Raw genomic sequence first — 21,520 nt, 5'->3', positions numbered from 1 at the left:
TAAAGAGTGCTCTGCATTAAACCTATAATGAGTGTGTATTGCAGAGAGGGGAGGGTGGAGGCTGAGATATTCTTCGATTTTGTAATAGTTGTAATCGCTATCATTAGAGGGCTGTGAATATCACTGTGTGTCGTTCCACATCAGATTAAGGAGGAATAGAATGCGCAACAAGTATGTTACATGGTCGCTTGTAGTTACACTGCTCATCTCAACACTCTTCATGGCGGCCGGTCCGCTGACCCGTTCGTCGGCTGCTGGCGGAACGAATCTGGTACTCAACAAAACCATTACCGCCAGCGGGCAATCCCAGAATTATACGCCGGATAACATTAAGGACAGCAATCAGGGTACGTATTGGGAGAGTACAAATAATGCTTTTCCCCAGTGGATTCAGGTGGATCTGGGGACGCTCACCAGTATAGACCAGCTTGTATTGAAGTTACCGGTCAGCTGGGAGACGCGGACGCAGACACTGGCGGTACAGGGTGGTACGAATGGCACTAGCTTTACAGATATTGCTGGTGCGTCTGCGTACGAATTCAATCCTTCGGTGGCAGGCAATACGGTCACAATTAACTTCACCGCTGTCAGCACGCGTTATGTCCGTCTGCTGTTCAGTGCGAATACTACATGGCCTGCGGGCCAATTGTCCGAGCTTGAAATCTACGGTGCCAGCAGCCCAACTCCTGCGCCTACAGCCGGGCCTACTGCATCACCGGTTCCAGCGGGCACCTATGAAGCAGAGGCTGCTGCCTTATCCGGCGGAGCGCAAGTGAACACGGACCATGCCGGATACTCCGGCGCAGGCTTTGTTGACAACTATTTGGCTCCAGGTCCGGCTACCACCTTCACGGTCAATGTGCCTGCGGCGGGTACACGGAACGTTACACTGAAGTATGCTAATGCAAGCGGTAGTGACAAGACGATCAGTATCTACGTGAACGGAGTTAAGCAGCGCCAGACCACCTTGCCGAACCTGGCGAACTGGGATACCTGGAGCACGAAGATTGAAGCCCTCCCGCTGAATGCTGGCAGTAATAGTATTGCTTACAAATACGATGCGGGGGATACGGGCAATGTCAATTTGGATCTAATTACGGTAGCGTCTGCAATCATCGCCACGCCCGCACCTTCACCTACAACAACTCCAACACCTGTACCTACAGCGACCCCGGTATCTACTCCGGTCCCTACAGCTACAGTAGCACCTACTCCAACACCAACTCCTACCCCGGTGCCAACAGTAGCTCCAACACCAACTCCAACAGCGACGGCTTCCCCTGGTGGTAATATTGCGCTTGGTAAAATGATCAATGCCTCCTCCAGCACACAGAATTTCGTTGCTGCCAATGCGAACGATACCAACACGGCTACTTATTGGGAAGGCAGCGGGAATCCCAGCGCTCTTACGCTCGACCTTGGAGCCAACTATACAATCTCATCGATTGTGCTGAAGCTGAATCCGGCGGCCGAATGGGCGACCCGGACCCAGAACATTCAAGTACTCGGACACAATCAGTCAACGACGACCTTCAGTAGCCTCGTTTCAGCTCAAAGCTACAACTTCAATCCGGCTTCGGGCAACACGGTGACCATTCCCGTGACGGCAACCGTTAAGCGGCTGCAGCTGTCCATTACTGCCAACTCCGGTGCGCCAGCTGGACAGATCGCTGAATTCCAGGTATACGGCACACCGGCAGCGAACCCGGATCTGACGATTACAGGCATGAGCTGGACTCCTGCTTCTCCGGTAGAGACAGGCAGTGTAACTCTGAATGCAACGGTAAAAAACATTGGCAATGCCGCAGCAGCAGCCACCACTGTCAATTTCTATCTGAACAACGAGCTGGCGGGTTCGGCACCGGTAACGGCTTTGGCAGCAGGAGCTTCGGCATCCGTCTCCTACAATGCAGGGACGCTAACAGCCGGAACTTATCCGCTGAGTGCCAAGGTCGATGAAGCGAGCCAGATTATGGAGCAGAATGAAAGCAATAATAGCTATACTAATCCTGCTTCCTTAGTCATTGCTCCTGTGTCCAGCTCCGACTTGACCGCAGCGACCTCCTGGTCACCGGGAACACCGGCTGCGGGGAGTAACGTGGCCTTCAATGTCAGTCTCAAAAATCAGGGCAACCTTGCTTCCGCAGGCAGTGCCCATGGAATAACTGTAGCCCTGAAGAATGCCGCAGGCTCTACCTTGCAGACCTTCACAGGCTCCTACACCGGCGTAATTGCAGCCGGAGCTTTGGTAGAGGTGTCTTTCCCGGGCACCTGGAATGCAGTGAACGGCAATTACACGGTCACTACAACGATTGCCGCAGATGCGAATGAGGTAACAACCAAGCAGGCCAACAACGTGAACAATGCTAACCTGGTCGTATATGCTTTACGCGGCGCAAGTGTTCCGTACAGCCGGTATGATACGGAGGATGCAACCCGCGGCGGCTCGGCGGCGCTCAGATCTGCACCGAATTTCGATCAGACGCTGACTGCCTCCGAGGCTTCGGGACAGAGTTATGTGGCCTTGCCTTCTAACGGAGCGTATGCCCAGTGGACAGTGAAGGCGGGGCAAGGCGGGGCGGGAGTCACCATGAGATTCACGATGCCGGATTCGGCAGACGGAATGGGTCTTACCGGTGCGCTTGACGTATATGTGAATGGAACCAAGGCCAAGACTATCCCGCTTACCTCTTATTATGGTTGGCAATACTTTTCTGGAGATCAGCCGGGGGATGCGCCGGGTGCCGGACGTCCGCTGTTCCGGTTCGATGAAGTCCACTGGAAGCTGGACACACCGCTTCAGCCCGGGGATGTAATCCGCATTCAGAAGAATAACGGAGACAGTCTGGAGTATGGTGTGGACTTCCTGGAGATTGAACCTGTACCGGCAGCCATCGCCCGTCCGGCCAACTCGGTGTCGGTCACCGATTACGGCGCAGTGGCAGGAGACGGACAGGACGACCTGGCCGCCTTCAACAGTGCGGTTACAGACGCCGTCGCCAGCGGGAAATCTCTCTATATTCCGGCGGGAACTTTTAATCTGAGCAGCATGTGGGTCATTGGCTCGGTCAGCAATATGATTAACAACTTCACGGTCACCGGTGCAGGCTATTGGCACACCAATCTGCAATTTACGAATCCCAATGCAGCTGGCGGGGGCATCTCCTTCCGTGTTCAAGGCAAGCTGGATTTCAGCAATGTCTATATGAACTCGAATCTGAGATCACGGTACAACCAGAATGCCATCTATAAAGGCCTGATGGATAACTTCGGCAACCATTCGGTCATCCATGACGTTTGGATTGAACATTTTGAGTGCGGCATGTGGGTGGGGGATTATGCGCGGACGCCGGCGATCTATGCGAACAATCTGCTTGTAGAGAACAGCCGCATCCGTAACAATCTGGCTGACGGTATCAACTTCTCCCAGGGGACCAGCAACTCTACCGTCCGTAATACCAATGTGCGCAATAACGGGGACGACGGACTGGCCGTCTGGCCGAGCAATACGTTCGGGGCGCCAGATGGGGTGAATAATACTTTTTCGTACAATACGATTGAGAATAACTGGCGTGCTGGCGCTATCGGCATCTTCGGGGGCAGCGGTCACAAGGCGGATCACAACTACATTATCGACACGGTGGGCGGCTCCGGTATTCGGCTAAATACAACCTTCCCGGGGGCGCATTTCAACAGCAATACGGGGATGGTTTTCTCGGATACGACGATTATGAACAGCGGCACCAGCCGTGACTTGTATGACGGAGAACGCGGGGCAATTGACCTTGAAGCTTCCTCTGACCCGATCAAGAATGTAACCTTCACGAACATCGACATCATCAACACCCAGCGCGATGCGATCCAGTTCGGATATGGCGGCGGCTTCTCAGGTATCGTATTTAACAACATTAACATTAACGGCACCGGCCTCGATGGAGTAACCACTTCACGGTTCTCCGGCGCTCATAAGGGAACGGCCATCTACACGTATACCGGCAACGGCTCGGCGACCTTCAACAACCTGACGACCAGCAATATTGCGTATCCAAGCTTGTATTATATTCAGAGCGGGTTTGGACTGGTGATTCAGTAGGCAGGGTGAAGAGTGTAGAGGTGAAGGAGGGGCCCAAACGGGCTCCTCTTTTGGCTTTTGATGAATTGTGACAAAAATACAACAGTACTTCCTTGCTATGGAACGCACTCTAAGATTGTTGTACCTAATACAGACATTAGCGCATATCTATGTTAATATACTGTATGAATGAATATAATATTATTCATTCATAATCAGCGAAGAGAGGAATTGGAGTCACTATTATATATTCTAATCTGGAGGGACAATCATGAAGAAGGTTATCGCAATCATCGGCAATCAGCAAAAGAACAATACGTACAGAGCGGTCTGCGAATTTGAGGCTCAGCTCAGAAACTTTGGGGAGGTAGAGGTTGAGTATATTTTTCTGAAGGATTACAGGCTTGAGTTCTGCCGGGGGTGCAAGGTGTGCTTCAATAAAGGCGAAGAATATTGCCCGCTGAGGGACGACCGGGATGTACTGGTGGAGAAAATGGAGAGCGCGGATGGTGTGATTATGGCGGCTCCCAATTACGCGTTCCATGTTCCGGCAGCGATGAAGAATCTGCTCGACCGGCTGGCGTATGTGTTCCATCGGCCTCAGTTCTTCGGTAAGACCTATACGTCGATCGTCAATCAGGGGATTCACGGCGGGAATGCGATCCGCAAATATCTAAGCAGTATGGGCGAGAACTTCGGGTTCCAGGTGACCCGGGGCTGTGGGCTTAGTACGATGGAGCCAGTTAGCGCGGCAGCCGCGCAGAAGAATGCTGTGAGAATCCGCAAGGCTGCGGCCCGCTTCTACAAAGGCCTGATGCGTCCGGCACCGCCGACTCCGACATTGTTCCGCTTGCTGATGTTCCGGCTATCCCGGACCAGTATTCAGCATATGCTGGATGAGCGGTCGAAGGATTTCCGTCATTACCAGGCTAACGGCTGGTTTGAAGCGGCATATTATTATCCGGTCTCGCTGGGTCCTGTTAAGAGCTTGGCCGGACATCTGTTTGACAGACTCGGTAAAAGAATGGCTAAACGCGCTTAATTATGAATGAATGAAAATATATTCATTCACGTCAAGGAGAGTAAATATGCAAAAAAAGTGGAAACGCAACCTGCTGCTGCTGTGCCTAACCGTGATTCTCGTGGGACTAATCGGTTCAGGCGCGGCCTTGCTCTATACTGAGAAAGAGCGCAGTGAAGCGCGGAACGTAGAGATTGATCAAGTGAACTTCAACAAACTGCATGAGGGTGAGTATACAGGTGAATATGCTGGCGGAATGTATAAATGGAGGGCGAAGTTTCTCAATTAACGTTTTCGCCATTGTATCAATCACATCCAGGCTGATCCCTGCTTCAAGCGGCCCTTTGTCCAGTATAGTGTGCATATTCCCATAAGTATCGTATTTGGTAAGCTGCCCAGAATCAGTTCCATAGTTCCTTGTGTGCCATTTTGTTCATTCGTCATCTTAGTAGTTCCTTAGAATCGTATGTAAAATTAAGCTCTGAGCTTATATTCGGGAAGCATGCGGGTATCCCCTCTATTGACTTACAGATTTTGCTATAACATAATTCTATTGAATAGTTAAAGAATATTTAAAGGAGCAGAGATTTATGCACCCACAGTTATTATATGTTTATATCAAGGATATCGGTAGAGCCTTTGAAGATCAAAGCTTCACCTTAACGAACGATTTCCAAATTGATTATATTCAAGGGAAGCTGACAATTAATACGAAAGAAAATCCGTATGATGATTTGTGGGGAGAAAATATCAATAATATCAATTTAATCGTCGGAAAAAATGGGGCAGGCAAGACAACTTTACTGGAGTTGTTGGGTTCTACAGAATTAAGACGCAGCCGATTGTTTAAACAGCCCGAGTGGTTTGCACTATATTTTCTTGAAGCGAATACATTTGTGATTGAAGGTAATCAAGTATTGCCCAGAAATGTGAGTGGAATTTCCACACCGGTTGACAAGGATTATAGTATCAGTGTGAAGTATAATTACAAAACACAAAATATGCAGTGGGATAATTATATTCATAACCAAATGTACTTATCGGCAGAGGGAAAAGAAACCTTGTTAAATGAATCACTGAGGATACTCTATCAACCGAAAGAGGCAGACCGACTGTGGCTTAAGAATCTTAATGTAATAGATGGCAAAGATAATACTAATAGTTTTAAAAGAAGTTACCTCAATAAACCCACTTTTTCCAGCCTGTATCGGTTTATGAGCAATGAATATAGTCTATTGGAAGATGTATTCACGTTTGATCAGGCGGAATTTGAAATTAGCCAGCATGTTGGTATCAATCCGGATATAGCAAGCAAATATGATATGTTCAATATTCTGGGTTTTGCTCTATATCAAGACCAGCTTGACTTGCTGCTTTTCAGTGAAAGGGACTCCAATTCTTCTCAACGATTAAATCCTTCTTCACCTAAATGGGCTAACAAAGACAAATTCATTCTAGTTTACCTGGAAGCTCTAATTATTGATTTTGCCTATCGGTCTTCTAATTATCCAGCTTCTGACGGCTATTCAGATCATATTGACCTGATACATAAAGAATTCATGGAGAAAAACACTTATCAAGACAGAAAATCCTACTTATTGAAGATTTTAAATATCATTGGAAAAACTATTGCGCCAAAACTGAAAAAACATGAAGCTGTAGATTTTAATGTAGATATATTCACCGCAATTATAATCGCACTTGAAGAAATCGAACCTAGTCTATTTGAATCTCATGCCACAATAAGAATTCCGGTGAGCGGGGGCATTCATCATTCAGTTGAAGATTTCTTAAAGATTTATGATCGTTTCTTTAACAGGTACGGTGTTTCATATAGCTTGGATATTTCTTATAAATATCTTAGTTCAGGGGAAATGGATTTTATCCGTGCTTTTAGCAGTTTACATGACATGATAAATATGTCTTTAGAGGACAAGAAGGCCAAAAGCGTTCTTCTGATTATGGACGAACCCGATGTATCCTTTCATCCCGAGTGGTCTAGACAATACATTTATTATCTCACGAGGTACATTTCAAAGATTAGTATTGGCAGTGACATCCATTATCAAATTCTATTTTCAACTCATTCTCCCTTCATCGTATCCGATATTCCCAAGGAACATATCACTTGTATTAATATCCTTTATAAGGAAGAGAAGCTTTATCGAATCGTTAAGGCAGCTGAATTTGGGCTAATGAGCAATTTTTATGACATTGTTAAAAGCGACTTTTTCCTTGGAGCACCAATGGGGGCGTTTGCGAAGCAACTCTTTTCGGATCTGATGAAGCGGATGAACGACTGGACAGAGTATGACCCTAGCGAGATTAAAAAGGTACATACGATTATTGCCGGTATCGGTGAGGCAGTAATCCGTATAAAACTCCAATCCCATCTTGAAGCACAGGTCATTCGTATACAGGCGAACATGAATTTTAAAGATGAGGTGCGTATCGCTGAACTGGAAAAGGAGCTTGAACTACTTAAGAAAAAAAGAGGTGGAAAGAGTAATGATTAAGATCAGTCCTAACCGAATAACCAGCGTAGCGGATTTGTATCTAGCCGAGATGGAGGACGGGATCAAGAAGCGGTACAAGGATTGTATCCACTCTATTAATACATTCACACAACAGCCTGTATCCGCTTTACTTGAAAATGGGACGGGTATTCTGGACGACCAGCTTGTGCGAAAGCTACTCACAGCCTCTTTGGAAGATATACAGAACCAATATCCTGATATCGATAGTTATATGAGAACCTGTCAACTTGTCTATTACAGCGGCTTTCGAATTAACAAAGAACTTGAACGACGAGAAACATCCTGTAAACAAGTTAAGCGGATGGAATACAGGGAGAAATATGTTGACACTTATCGTTCAGATTGGATAGAACCTATATTGAAGAAACATCATAATTATAGTAAAAGCAAGCTTTTCTTTGACCGTTTCATTGATGAGATAAGAAGAGGTATAGAAGTGTTAAATATTAATCTTAACAATATATTCAATTACGAAAAATATATAAAAGCAGAGTTCCGGCATCATCTTCTGAATCGAATAGGAATCGATGTTTGTCCTTATTGCAATCGGCAATTTATTACTCAATTTTTAGATAAAAACAAATTCAAAACTACAGCAGATCTGGATCACTTTTATCCAAAATCTCAATTCACACTGTTCTCATTATCCATATTTAATTTTGTTCCTTCTTGTCAAATATGCAACTCCAGATTCAAATTGGATAAGGGCATCAAAATTCTTAATCCTTATACTGCTGGTTTTGATCAAGATACTTATTTTCAGATCCTGCTTGGGCCAAATATGAAGATTGATTCATTATTGGGGGAGGATACTGATTTTGAACTGGAATTGGTTACTTCCATAACGGGGCTGGAATCCATCCCTATACATAACAACATTGAATTATTTAATCTAAATAAGGTCTATCAGAGCCATAAAGATTATGTACGGGAATTATTGTACAAGAAGAATGCCTATAGTGAAGCATACAAGGCAGATCTGAAGGAACTTCTAAGCAGTCTTAATCTGAGTGATAAGGAACTAAATCTATTTCAATATGGCTTCGCATTGGAGCCGCACGAATTTGGAAAGAGGCCTTTATCCAAACTAGCATATGACATCATTCATCGAAACAGTTAGAGCCTCACATCTTAATACAATCTTAATGCCACAGCCGAATCCGTAATACTATGCTCATTATGCACATGCTATACTAACGCTAAAGTGTACAATGGCTGCTCTATAGATGGGCTTAGAGGGAAGGAAACCTTCAGATGATAGGGGAAAATACAGCGAAGAAGCAGCGCGGCAGGCTGAGGATATTCTTCAGTTATGTACCGGGAGCAGGGAAGACCCGGGCGATGCTGGAGGCTGCCCGTGCGGAGCAGAAGAACGGCCAACAGGTGCTGGCGGGCTATATGGTAGCCCATGACACAGCAGATATTGCGGAGCTTATTAATGGACTGGAGCTGTTGCCGCCGCTGGACATTCCTGTAAACGGGACCACCCTGCGGGAATTCGATCTTGACCAGGCGATCGGCAGGAGGCCGGACCTGATTGTGCTGGATGAGTTGGCCCACATCAATGCTCCGGAAGTACGCCACAAGCGGCGGTATCAGGATGTGGAGGAGCTGTTGCGCGCGGGAATAGATGTCTATACTTCAGTTAGCATAGAACAGCTGGAAAGCATGACCGATGTTGTAGCATCTATGACCGGAATGCCTGTAACAGCGCGCATTCCCGACAGTGTGTTCGATCGTGCCGACCAGGTCGAGTTCATTGATATCAGTCCGGACATTTGGCTGAAGCGTCTGCATGAGGGGCTAATCTTTTCCACGGAACTACTCCGGCAGGAGGCGGGGGATCTGTACACTCCCCAGAAGCTGAGCGCTTTGCGGGAAATGGCTCTAAGGTACAGGGCTGATCAGTTCAAACGTTTTGAGGGCAGGTTAGGAGAACGGGCAGTGGAGGCCAGCTTGTACAGCAGAGAACATATTCTGGTCTGCCTGTCATCGGCAATATCCAATAAGAAGGTCATCCGCACAGCGGCGAGAATGGCCGAAGCCCTTCAGGGGGAATTCACTGCACTCTACGTGGAGACCTCCCGAACGAAAGAGTTAACGGCAAGGAACAAGTCGGAGCTGCGGGAGAATCTGCGGCTGGCCGAACAGCTTGGTGCGCAGGTTGCCACTGTGTACGGGGAGGATGTGCCGGGACAGATTGCCGAATATGCCAAAACCAGCCGGGTCTCCAAAATCATCCTGGGCCGGTCGCAGAATCGCAGCCATTGGCCGGCCGCTTCCAATTTCATAGACAAACTGACGGCTGCTGCCCCGAATATCGACATGTATATCATCCCGGATCAGGAGTCTGCCTTGCAATCCAAAATTCCGCAATATGCCAGACCTCCGCTTCTCTCCCTGGCTGATACGGGCAAAACCCTGGGGATTCTGCTGGTCTGCACGATCATCGGATTATGGTTCAAGGTTCTCGGCTTCAGTGAAGCGAACATTATCACAGTCTATATTCTGGGTGTTCTGCTCGATGCGATGGTTACAAAAGGACGGCTGTACAGCGCGGTGACATCGATTTTGAGCGTGCTGGTCTTTAACTATTTTTTCACCGAGCCTTATTTCTCGCTTCAGGCCTATGATTCCGGGTATCCGGTGACCTTCCTCGTGATGCTGGCCGCCTCGTTCATCACCAGTACGTTGACGCTGCGGGTGAAGGAGCAGGCCAGAGAATCGGCGCAAAAAGCGTACCGCACCGAGGTGCTCCTGGAGACCAGCCGGAAGCTCCAGCAGGCCAAAGACACACCCGCCATCCTGAGCGAGACCGCGCTGCAAATGCTCAAGCTGCTGGACCGGAGCATCATCATCTATGAGGTTGAGGGCGATGGACTGTCGGAGCCGCTCGTGTACAGCAAGGATGGGAGTGCAGTGAATAACGAAAAGGATAGGCTGGAATCGGAGCGCGAGGTAGCGGAATGGGTGCTGCGGAATAATAAACGGGCTGGAGCGTCTACCGATACCTTCTCGGCGGCCCAATGTATGTATCATGCGGTGCGAAGCGGCGATACGGTGTTTGCGGTGGCAGGAATTGTGATGCAGCAGGAAGAGCCGCTGGAGGTGTTCGAGTCGAGTCTGATGATTGCTATGCTAGGCGAATGCGCCCTCGCTCTGGAGAAAGACAAGCTGAACGAGCTGCAAAAGGAAAGCTCCCTGCAAATCCGGCAGGAGCAGCTGCGCGCCAATCTGCTGCGCGGCATCTCGCATGATCTGCGCACGCCGCTTACCAGTATTTCCGGCAATGCGGGCATTCTGATCGGCAACTCGGCGGTGCTGAGCGAGGAGCAGAAGCAGGAGTTATACAGCGATATCTATGACGATTCGATCTGGCTGATCAATCTGGTGGAGAATCTGCTGTCGATTACCCGGATTGACAATGGGGCGCTTCATTTGAATTTTCAGGCGGAGCTGCTGGAGGAAGTGATCGCGGAAGCGCTGCTGCATGTGAACCGCAACAAGGAGGATCATGTGATCCGGGTGGTGCTCGAAGAGGAGCTGCTGATGGCCAGGATGGATTCACGGCTGATCATTCAGGTGATCATCAACCTGGTGGATAATGCGATTAAGTATAGCGGGTCTGGTTCACATATTACGCTATCTGCCAGACAGGAGCAGGGGCTTGTTGTGGTCGAGGTCGCTGATGACGGGCCGGGAATATCCCCGGAAGCGAAGTCCAAAGTCTTCGAAATGTTCTATACGGCGGATAACGTGCGGGGAGATGGCAGGCGCGGTCTGGGCCTGGGCCTTGCGCTCTGCAAATCAATTATTCATGCCCATGGCGGGCATATTGAAGTACAAGATCATGCACCGCAGGGAACGGTCTTCCGCTTCACCCTGCTGGCAGAGGAGGTGAATGTCCATGAATAAACCCATGATTCTGGTCGTCGAAGACGACAAGCCGATCCGCAAGCTGATTACCACAACCCTGGAGACTCAGGGCTATAAATACCATACCGCAGAGACAGGGGAGGCATCCATCCTGGAGGCGGTATCCAGTCAGCCGGATCTGATGATCCTAGACCTTGGTCTGCCCGATATGGACGGTGTGGATATTATCCGGAAAATCCGGGCCTGGTCGAACCTTCCGATCATCGTGGTCAGTGCCCGCAGTGAGGACCGCGACAAGATCGAAGCGCTGGATGCCGGAGCCGATGATTATCTGACCAAGCCCTTCAGCGTGGAGGAGCTGCTCGCCCGGCTGCGGGTCAGTCTGCGGCGGATCCGGGGGGACGGCGAGAAGCTGATGAAGGATTCAGCCTTTTTTGCGAACGGAAATCTGCGGATTGACTATGCGGCGGGCTGTGTCTGGCTGGAGGGTGATGAGATCCACCTGACGCCGATTGAGTATAAGCTGCTGTGTCTGCTGGCGAAGAATGTCGGCAAGGTCTTGACCCATAATTATATCCTGCATGAAATCTGGGGCAGTCCTACCTATGATATTCCCGCGCTCCGTGTATTCATGGCTACGCTCCGCAAGAAGATTGAGCGCAGCCCTTCCCAGCCCAAGGTGATCCAGACCCATATAGGTGTGGGCTACCGGATGCTGCAAGCGGGAGACGATAGCAGAGTGATTTGAACCGGCTTACGGAAGCCGTATAGCGCGCAAAAGTAATTCATAGTGTTCCTAACCATGCCTGAGCAGGCATGGTTTTTTTGCTGTTCCGGGGGATGCTGCAAGAGCTGCTGGAGCGGCGTGCCGGCGGTATTTTAACGTAATCTTAATCTGCTGAAGCAAACCCTAATCCTGAACTAATGGCGGGAGTGGTACGCTGAATTCTGAAGTTAACCTACTGGAGAGAAGGCTTGGAGATGGATGTGTGGGTGAGGAATATCGGATGGGTGAGCGTGCTGACGGCGCTGCTGGTGCTGATCAAGCGGCATTATGACCGGATCTGTCTGCTGCAAGAGTGCACCTATGAGAATAGCGGGGTGTATGCTGCTGCGGCCCGTTTTGCCGGCGGGGCTTCGGCCCGTGAGGTCAGTGAGCTGCTGGTGATCAGCTTCGAGTTCGATCGTCAGGAGACGGAAGTAATCCTTGCCTGGGCGCTGCCGCACCGGATGGAGGCGGACGGGGGTTATGGTGCTTTTATCGGGGCAGTCAACAGGGTGCTGGGTGAAGAGATTTACCATCCCTCCTAAGTCTTAATACAATCTTAATGCGCCTGAGGAAACCCTTACCCTGAACTAATGGGAGAAATGATACGCTAGACCGGAAGTTACAAGAGAGCGATTACCATAAGGTGAGGAGTGGCAAAGACGATGATGGATGTGTATATGATGGCAATGCTGGCAGCAATATTCACCGTGTTCTACGCGTTTGTACAATGGTGCAGCCGTGTGACCGATGAGCAAGGGGGGACGGAGTAATGGCGGTTGTCCTCGCAGCTACTGCACTGCTGTTTCTGTATTTGGGCTATGCTTTGATTCATCCTGAGAAATTCTAACTACTAAGGAGGGCCATCCGTGGGGATTGTACAGATTCTAGTCGTCATCTTAATACTCGTACTGCTGGTGAAGCCGGTGGGCACTTATCTATATCATGTATTCTCGAATGAACCGAACCGGACAGACCGGGTGTTCGGTGCAGCGGAGAAGGGGATTTATCGTCTGATCGGGCTGAAGCAGCGGGGCGGGATGTCCTGGAAGAAATATGCGCTCAGCTTCATCGTAACGAACATTGTACTGGTGGTATTCAGTTATCTCTTTCTGCGGCTGCAAAAGGGGCTTCCGCTCAACCCGGGCGGGATTGGCAATATGGAAGAGACCCTAACCTTCAACACGGTGATCAGCTTCATCACCAATACGAATCTGCAGCATTACAGCGGGGAGACGGGCGTGTCCTACTTCTCACAGATGGCGGTCATGACGATGCTGATGTTCACCTCGGCTGCCAGCGGCTTCTCGGTCGCGGTTGCTTTTGTCAGAGGGATTACAGGCCGCCGCTCGGTGGGGAACTTCTTCGAGGACTTCGTCAAAGCGCATATCCGGATCTTCATTCCGCTGGCACTGCTTGTAACAATGGCGCTTGTAGCTCTTCATGTGCCGCAAACCCTGAAACCTACGCTGGAAGTGAACACGCTCGAAGGGCAGACCCAGCAGATTGCGATCGGTCCGGTGGCCTCCCTGGAGTCCATTAAGCACATCGGCACGAACGGCGGGGGCTTCTTCGGAGCCAACGCTGCGCATCCATTTGAGAATCCGGGACCGCTGAGCAATGTGCTGGAGATCCTCTCCATGTGGCTGCTGCCCGCATCTCTGCCGTATATGTACGGGAAGTTCGCCGGGAACAAGCGGCAGGGCTGGATGATTTTTGGCGCGATGATGACGCTGTTCGTGGTATTGCTCGGAGTGAATTACGCTGCGGAAAGTGCAGGCAACCCGGCGATTAACGCCATGGGCATAGACGCTTCACAGGGCAGCATGGAGGGCAAAGAGGTCCGGTTCGGCATCGCACAGTCGGCGCTGTTCACCACCGTTACAACGGCGGCCACCACCGGCAGTGTGAACAATATGCATGATACGCTGACGCCGCTCGGCAGTATTACCCCGCTGACCCTCATGATGCTGAATAACGTGTTCGGCGGCAAAGGTGTCGGGCTGATCAATATGCTCATGTATGCGATCCTCGGCGTGTTCCTCTGCGGGCTGATGGTGGGCCGGACGCCGGAGTTCCTGGGCCGCAAAATTGAAGCACGGGAGATGAAGCTGATCGCCATCGCGATTCTGATTCATCCGCTGATTATACTGGTGCCTACGGCTGCTGCTTTTCTGACGGAGCTCGGTAAAGGCAGTATCAGTAACCCCGGCTTCCACGGAATGACCCAGGTGCTGTATGAATACGTATCGGCTGCGGCCAATAACGGCTCAGGCTTCGAAGGGCTGGCGGATAATACCTCCTTCTGGAATATCACCACCGGGGTTGTCATGCTGCTGGGCCGGTATGTCTCGATGATCGCCATGCTGGCGGTGGCCGGTTCCCTGCTGCGCAAGAAGCCGGTGCCTGAGACCATTGGAACCTTCCGCACAGACAACGGCCTGTTCACTGGCATCCTGATTGGTACGGTGCTGATTATCGGCGCGCTGACCTTCCTGCCGGTGATTGTCCTCGGTCCGGTTGCTGAATATTTGACTTTACGGTAGGGAGAGGGAGAGAAGAGAATGAGTACTGTACACAAAAAGAAGCTGCTGACGGGTCCCATCCTGCTAAGTGCTGCCAAGGATAGTCTGGTGAAGCTGAACCCGGTGACGTTAATGAAGAATCCGGTCATGTTCGTCGTGGAGGTTGGGACGGTTATCGTCTTGCTCATGGTGCTTGTGCCCGGGTATTTCCATGCGGAGCATGCGGTGGGCTTCAATATAACCGTGTTCTTCATCCTGCTGTTTACCGTGCTGTTCGCTAACTTCGCAGAAGCGCTGGCGGAGGGCCGGGGCAAGGCGCAAGCCGATTCGCTCAAAAAAACCAAGCAGGACATCACCGCCAATAAGCTGGCAGGACCCTCGGTCAAGCAGGTGCCGGCCTCTGAGCTGCGCAAAGGCGATATCGTAATCGTCAGCCAGGGCGAACTGATTCCCGGCGACGGGGAAGTGACCGAGGGGCTGGCTTCTGTGGACGAATCGGCCATCACCGGGGAGTCGGCTCCGGTCATTAAGGAAGCTGGAGGCGACTTCGGCTCCGTGACCGGCGGTACCCGCGTAGTCAGCGACCAGATCAAGGTGCGGATCACCAGTGATCCGGGGGAATCGTTCCTGGACCGGATGATCTCGCTGGTCGAAGGCGCGAAGCGCCAGAAGACACCGAATGAGATTGCTCTGAACACGCTGCTGATCAGCCTCACGATTATTTTCCTGATTGTCGTCGTCACCCTGCGTCCCATCGCGGATTATATCGGGGTGAAGCTGGAGATTCCGGTCATGATCGCACTGCTCGTCTGCCTGATTCCGACCACCATCGGCGGGCTGCTGTCGGCCATCGGGATTGCGGGAATGGACCGGGTGACGCAGTTCAACGTCCTGGCGATGTCCGGGAAGGCGGTGGAAGCCGCCGGGGATATCAATACGATGATTCTGGATAAGACGGGGACGATTACCTTCGGGAACCGGATGGCCAGTGAGTTCGCTGCGGTAGGCGAAGCAACTGTAGCCGAGCTTGCGTCCTGGGCGGCGGTCAGCTCGCTGAAGGATGAGACGCCGGAAGGGCGCTCTGTCCTGGAGCTGGCGAAGAAGCTGGAACTCCAATATGACAGCAGCCTCGCGGACGGCGGGGAGTTCATTGAGTTCAAGGCAGAGAGCCGGATGAGCGGGATGGATCTGCGGGACGGGCGCTCAGTGCGTAAGGGAGCGGTCGATTCCGTGAAGAAGTGGGTGCTGTCCCGGGGCGGGGCCGTACCGTCCGATCTGGATACCAACTCGGATGCCATTGCACGGCTGGGCGGCACTCCGCTCGCGGTTGCCGTAGACAACCGGATTTATGGGCTGATCTATCTGAAGGATACGGTGAAGCCCGGGATGAAGGAGCGCTTCGACGAGCTGCGCAGCATGGGGATCAAGACGATCATGTGTACCGGGGACAACCCGCTGACCGCCGCTACGATTGCCCGTGAAGCCGGAGTCGATGATTTCATTGCCGAGAGTACCCCGGAAGATAAGATTGCGGTAATCCGCCGGGAGCAGAACGAGGGCAAGCTAGTAGCTATGACTGGAGACGGAACCAACGATGCTCCGGCGCTGGCTCAGGCCGATGTGGGGCTGGCGATGAACAGCGGGACAACCGCTGCCAAGGAAGCAGCCAATATGGTCGATCTGGATTCTGATCCGTCCAAGATCATCGAGGTTGTAGCCATCGGGAAGCAGCTCCTTATGACACGCGGAGCGCTGACCACGTTCAGTATCGCTAACGATATTGCCAAATATTTTGCGATTATACCGGCGATGTTCACGCTCGCTATTCCTGAGATGGAAGCCCTGAACGTCATGGGGCTGGGTTCCCCAAGCTCGGCGATCATCTCGGCGCTGATCTTCAACGCCATCATCATCCCGCTGCTGATTCCGCTCGCTATGCGCGGGGTCTCCTACAAGCCGATGAGCTCCTCCAGGCTGCTGACGCGCAACATTGTCATTTATGGTCTGGGCGGGGTCGCTGTTCCCTTCGCCGGGATCAAGCTGATTGATATGCTCGTCAGTATATGGATCTAGAAGGTGCGGCAGACGATTGACTATACAAGGAGGGCGTAATCATCATGGTACAATCTACTCATGAGACAGACGGAGAGCAGGTCTCCGCTTCAAAAGCTGCTTTTTTCTTCACTACAGTGAGGTTAAGCATCGTATTCATTATTCTCTGCGGAATGATCTATCCGCTGGCTTCCACCGCGCTTGCCCAGGTGCTGATGCCTGCCCAGGCGAACGGCAGCCTGCTGAAGGATGCGTCCGGGAAGGTGGTCGGTTCTGCGCTGATCGGGCAGAGCTTCACGAACCAGGCTATGTTCCAAAGCCGTGTGTCGAGTATCGGGTACAAGGCTGAGGCTTCGGGATCGAATAACTACGGGCCATCGAATCCCGATATGCTTCAGCGGACCAAGGATTCCATTGCCCAGTGGAAGCTGGATAATCCCGGCGTCCCTGTAAGTCAGCTGCCTGTGGATCTGATTTCGAATTCCGGCTCGGGTCTTGATCCGCATATTTCACCGGCTGCGGCGCTCGTGCAGATTCCCCGGATCAGCAAGCTGACCGGCATTCCGGCAGATACCCTTGAAGCGCTGGTGAAGGAGCATACCGAAGGGCGAGATTTGGGGCTTTTCGGAGAGAAACGGGTGAATGTCCTGAAGCTGAATCTGGCGCTGACGGAGATGGGGAAATAAGCAGGAGCGGACTGTCCCCCATATGTGAGCTATGTTGCAGTTCCTTAGCCTTTAGCAGTAAGTGTTATTTTGGGAGAAAGGATGCAAACAAGCCCGGAGCATCACGAGGACACTGCCGGGCTTCCCACATTCTTTTTGGGGATATGCGCTAGCGGATTTTTTTCCAGGTCAAGCCGTTCTCCGAAAGGGAAATTCCGCCCTGATAGCCAATGCCGATAAACCATTGGCCCGCCTGAATGACATTCATGTTATTAGGTACGGTTAAGCCAAGGTCCGTCATCGTCCATTTTACCCGGTCTGACGAAATTCCAGCTTTGCTGCGAATCACACCGGGGCTGTACCAGTACTTAACAAAGGTATAGTATTTGCTGCCCTTCTTATAGATCGGGCTTCGGCCAAACGGATTCACGATAGCGGAGGGAGCCTTCTGAATGGCAAACAGAATTCCGTTCTTGGAGGTATAGGTATTTCGCGCATCATACAAGGTGATGACGCCATCAAGCGTGTATCCTTCCTGATTTAAATTGTAGCTCGTTTGGGGAACGTCATTCACACTAAACTTGTAGTTGAGGTCCTTTTTGACTGTTCCCGTTTGCTGGGTCCAGCTTGCCAAATTGGCCGACGTATACAGAACAAGCTCCGCATAGCGATTGTCATTGGCATCCGTCAGGAACTGGTTGCGGGACAACGTCATGGCCTGTCTTGATAAGAACTCATACTCCCCACAGTAGGCAGAGTATATGTTGCCGTTCCAGGTCAAGTAGTGCACTTCGACGGGCAACAGGCTGGCTTCCTTCCAATTCACTCCATTAGAGGACGTATATATGGGACTGATATCATCCGCTTGGCTGCCGGTCAGCACATATTGTCCATTTAAAAACTGAACATTGCCGATAGTTGTCGCTTTCCCGTTGCTTGATTCTAGGATAAAGGGAGTCCATTTGTCGCCATTCGCAGACGTGTAGTTGCCAATCGCGGAATTGTATGAATTCACATGAATGACGGATAGGAAGAACCGTCCCTTGGCATAAAAAACGTTGTACATGTCACTGGAAGGCAGTTTTCGGGAAACCCACTTTTTCCCGTTGTCGTTTGTGACATTCAAGTAGGACGAGTTGGACACGACGATGATTGTACCTTGTCCATCCGCTGCGATGGCGGTAATTCCATCGCCCGTTGCCCGGTCAAAGGCTAACGGAAACTCCACTTCTTTGGCGGCTGCTTCCGGAGAGGGACTTGTTCCCTCTGCAAATGAAGCCGGGGCCAGCGACACCAGTAAACAAAGAATCAAAAGACCAAATAGCCACTTTTTCAAATTGTGCATGATTTTCCTCCTATGGTTGGTAAAGCGTTCAGAAGAAAATTATAGCATATATGGAGGATGTGCAGAGACTATTGAAAGAAGGTGAGCCGGTGCCAACCTATAAACGCAAGTCCCCGGAGGACATCTTATATTCGATCTACCAGCTCCAGCGGGGGCGGCTGAAGATCATCATCGGCTCCGTTAGCGGCTCCGGCAAAACCTATCATATGCTGGAGGAAGGCAAGCTGCTGAAGCATCAGGGGATTGATGTGGTGATTAGTGCGGTCTCCACTATGGGCCGGGCGGAGACGGTTCAGCAGCTTGGCGATCTGGAGCGCGTGCCCAGTATTCACTGGCTCAAGGACGGCAAGGAGGAGAAGGATCTGCCGCTTGAGGCTCTGGTGGAGCGTAACCCTGAGGTGCTGCTGGTCGATGGTCTGGCCCACCGCAACCGTGCGCAGGCCCGCTTCCCTACAAGGCTTGCGGACATCCGTTATCTGATGGATCAGGGAATCAGCGTAATCACTACTATTAATGTCTATGAGCTGGCCGGTGTGGGGGAGCAAATCTATGAAATGACCGGCATCCGCGCGGAGGAAACTGTGCCGCTGAATACACTGGAACTCGCCGATGAGGTACGGCTGATCGATGTGTCGCCGGAGACTATTCTCAAGCGGCTGGAGGAGGGGGTGCTTGGTGAGGGCGCGCATCCGGCACTATCCCTCAGGGGTAACCTTGGCGTACTTCGTGAGGTGTCACTGCGGCTGATGGCCGAAGGGGTCAATGACTCCCTGGAAAAGCACCGCGAGGCCGAGGGACTGATCGGCCCGTCAGGCGCGACAGAGCGGATACTGGTATCCGCGCAGTATCACTGGAATGGCTCCCTCTATATTAGAAGGGGACAGCAAATTGCGAAGCGGCTGAACGGAGACCTCCTTATCGTTACCTTCCTGTTGCGGGGCCGTCCGCTGACCAAAGATCAGCAGGTATTCAAGCGCTCCATCCGCAAGCTGACCGAGCGGATTCAGGCCCGGTTCGAGGAGCTGGAGCTGCTGCGCCTGCGGATGCTGCCCACCATGCTTGTGCGCTATGCCATTCAGAACAATGTCACCCGGATTGTGATGGGTCATTCGCAGAAAAGCCGCTGGCAGGAGAAGTGGCAAGGCTCCATAGCCAGCCGTGTCCTGCGGCGTACGCGGAATATCGATGTGTTCCTGATGGCTGACCGTGCCGAGCAGGAAGGAGAACGGGTGCTGCCGGTCCGCCCCGCCGTGAAGATGGCGGCAGAACCGTTCCACCGGCTGACCGGCCGGGAGCTGGAGCGGCGGATCGAGGATATCCGCCGGGGCACTTTCAAGGTGTACATCGGCGCAACCCCCGGCGTAGGCAAAACCTACAAGATGCTCCAGGAAGGAAATCTGCTGCTGGGCAGGGGCATCGATGTGGTCATCGGGCTGCTGGAGACCCATGGGAGAGAAGAAACCGGCAACCAGGTGGGCGGGTTAACGATGATTCCGAGAGCACGCATTGCCTACCAGTCCACGGAGCTTACAGAGATGGATACAGCGGCCATTATCGCCCGCCATCCCGAGGTGGTGCTGGTGGATGAGCTGGCTCACACCAATGTTCCCGGAAGCCTCACCCGGAAGCGTTACGAGGATGTCATCCAGTTGCTGGAGAACGGGATCTCTGTCATTACCACGGTCAATGTGCAGCATCTGGAGAGCCTGAACGATGCGGTGGAGCAGTTAACCGGTGTGCGTGTGCGCGAGACGGTGCCGGATGCCATCCTGCGAATGGCGAGTGAGGTGGAGCTGATTGATGTGACTCCGCAGATGCTGCAGCAGCGGATGCGTGAAGGGAAGATCTACGCGCGGGAGAAAGTCAATCAAGCGCTGGAGTCTTTTTTCAAAATCGGCAATCTGATCGCCCTGCGTGAGCTGGCCCTGCGCGAGATTGCCGACGATGTGGATGAGCGGCTGGAGGCCTGGGAACGGGAGCCTGCCTTGCGCGGACCTTGGAGCAGACGGGAGGTCATCTTCGTCTGTGTAGACACAGGACCGCAGGCGGAACGGCTGGTCCGCCGCGGCTTCCGCATTGCACACCGCCTGAAGGCGGAGTGGCATGTACACTACGTACACTGTGCCCGCATGAAGACGGCGGAGGAGCAAAAGAGGCTGGATACGCTGAAGGCTCTGACCGAACGGCTGGGCGGGGTAATGGACATTACGGAGGCGGGAAGCCGCAAGCATCTCTATAAGCATCTGCTCCAGCAGATGAATGACATGCAGACTACACAGGTTATCATCGGCCAATCCCGCAGACACTTCCTGCGCAGCCTGTTCTCGGTGAGCTTCGTTCAATATCTCCTGCGGCATGCCCGGCATATGGATATGCTGATCGTGGCCGTTCATACGCAGATGATGGAATGAACCTGTCTGCATACAGCCCTGCGGCACTGTGCGGGTAATGTACAATTTACACGGGTTTGTTCAGTAATTGACATCCTCGGCGTCATTGGCAATTGCGCGATTGAGTCCCCGCTGCTAACCTAATGAACAGATGTTCATTTAACAAGTAGAAACGGCTTTGCCGTCCTTTTAAAGGACGGTACCGTTTCAGCGAAATAGAAGGATAAATTATCGTGTACAACAGATAAATCCTTATATTTGAACAACTGTT

The 21,520-nt window shown here is 51.6% G+C and carries 14 protein-coding genes; 13 read left to right on the top strand and 1 reads right to left on the bottom strand.

What is annotated here, in order from left to right; all coding sequences use genetic code 11:
* Positions 1–160: 160 nt before the first annotated feature.
* The 12 genes from C162_RS09820 (at position 161) to kdpC (ending at position 17,535) form a co-directional block, all read left to right on the top strand.
* Positions 161–4,093 carry a discoidin domain-containing protein gene (locus C162_RS09820; RefSeq protein ID WP_036693942.1) on the top strand — a complete coding sequence of 1,311 codons (3,933 nt, stop codon included), beginning with the start codon at positions 161–163 and terminating at the stop codon, positions 4,091–4,093.
* Positions 4,094–4,343: 250 nt separating this feature from the next.
* Positions 4,344–5,114, top strand: coding sequence for a flavodoxin family protein (locus C162_RS09815; RefSeq protein WP_036693939.1), 771 nt, complete (start codon positions 4,344–4,346; stop codon positions 5,112–5,114).
* 46 nt (positions 5,115–5,160) lie between these two features.
* Positions 5,161–5,382, top strand: coding sequence for a hypothetical protein (locus C162_RS09810; protein WP_051493360.1), 222 nt, complete (start codon positions 5,161–5,163; stop codon positions 5,380–5,382).
* Between the two features lie 301 nt (positions 5,383–5,683).
* Positions 5,684–7,609, top strand: coding sequence for an AAA family ATPase (locus C162_RS09805; protein WP_036693938.1), 1,926 nt, complete (start codon positions 5,684–5,686; stop codon positions 7,607–7,609).
* Positions 7,602–8,750: a hypothetical protein gene (locus tag C162_RS34290; RefSeq protein WP_051493359.1), complete on the top strand. Its 1,149-nt coding sequence runs from the start codon at positions 7,602–7,604 to the stop codon at positions 8,748–8,750. Before C162_RS09805 ends, C162_RS34290 begins: the two co-directional genes overlap by 8 nt.
* Before the next feature lie 134 nt (positions 8,751–8,884).
* A complete protein-coding gene (locus tag C162_RS09795; protein WP_051493358.1) occupies positions 8,885–11,545 on the top strand; it encodes a sensor histidine kinase in 2,661 nt (886 codons plus the stop codon).
* Positions 11,538–12,254 carry a response regulator gene (locus tag C162_RS09790; protein WP_036693936.1) on the top strand — a complete coding sequence of 239 codons (717 nt, stop codon included), beginning with the start codon at positions 11,538–11,540 and terminating at the stop codon, positions 12,252–12,254. Before C162_RS09795 ends, C162_RS09790 begins: the two co-directional genes overlap by 8 nt.
* 233 nt (positions 12,255–12,487) lie before the next feature.
* Positions 12,488–12,817, top strand: coding sequence for a hypothetical protein (locus C162_RS09785; protein WP_036693935.1), 330 nt, complete (start codon positions 12,488–12,490; stop codon positions 12,815–12,817).
* A 227-nt stretch (positions 12,818–13,044) separates the two neighbouring features.
* Positions 13,045–13,122, top strand: a complete 78-nt coding sequence (locus tag C162_RS37595) for a potassium-transporting ATPase subunit F (RefSeq protein ID WP_076154139.1) — start codon at positions 13,045–13,047, stop codon at positions 13,120–13,122.
* Positions 13,123–13,141: 19 nt separating this feature from the next.
* On the top strand, positions 13,142–14,818 hold the full coding sequence (gene kdpA / locus C162_RS09780) for a potassium-transporting ATPase subunit KdpA (RefSeq protein ID WP_036693933.1): 1,677 nt from the start codon (positions 13,142–13,144) through the stop codon (positions 14,816–14,818).
* A gap of 18 nt (positions 14,819–14,836) precedes the next feature.
* Positions 14,837–16,870: a potassium-transporting ATPase subunit KdpB gene (gene kdpB / locus C162_RS09775; RefSeq protein ID WP_036693931.1), complete on the top strand. Its 2,034-nt coding sequence runs from the start codon at positions 14,837–14,839 to the stop codon at positions 16,868–16,870.
* A 44-nt stretch (positions 16,871–16,914) separates the two neighbouring features.
* A complete protein-coding gene (gene kdpC / locus C162_RS09770; protein ID WP_036693929.1) occupies positions 16,915–17,535 on the top strand; it encodes a potassium-transporting ATPase subunit KdpC in 621 nt (206 codons plus the stop codon).
* Positions 17,536–17,683: 148 nt separating this feature from the next.
* Here the strand turns inward: kdpC and C162_RS09765 are convergent, their stop codons facing one another.
* Positions 17,684–18,859 (bottom strand): hypothetical protein, encoded by a 1,176-nt coding sequence (locus tag C162_RS09765; protein ID WP_036693928.1) that lies wholly within the window; start codon positions 18,857–18,859, stop codon positions 17,684–17,686.
* 89 nt (positions 18,860–18,948) lie between these two features.
* Here C162_RS09765 and C162_RS09760 point away from each other — a divergent pair, with 89 nt between their 5' ends.
* The gene (locus tag C162_RS09760) at positions 18,949–21,270 is read left to right on the top strand and encodes a universal stress protein (RefSeq protein ID WP_036694202.1); all 2,322 of its coding nucleotides are present in this window, start codon (positions 18,949–18,951) and stop codon (positions 21,268–21,270) included.
* Positions 21,271–21,520: the final 250 nt, after the last annotated feature.

The organism is Paenibacillus sp. FSL R7-269, assembly GCF_000517865.1.
In the GTDB taxonomy this organism is placed as follows: domain Bacteria; phylum Bacillota; class Bacilli; order Paenibacillales; family Paenibacillaceae; genus Paenibacillus_AQ.
This window is presented reverse-complemented; position numbering and strand designations above follow the sequence as displayed.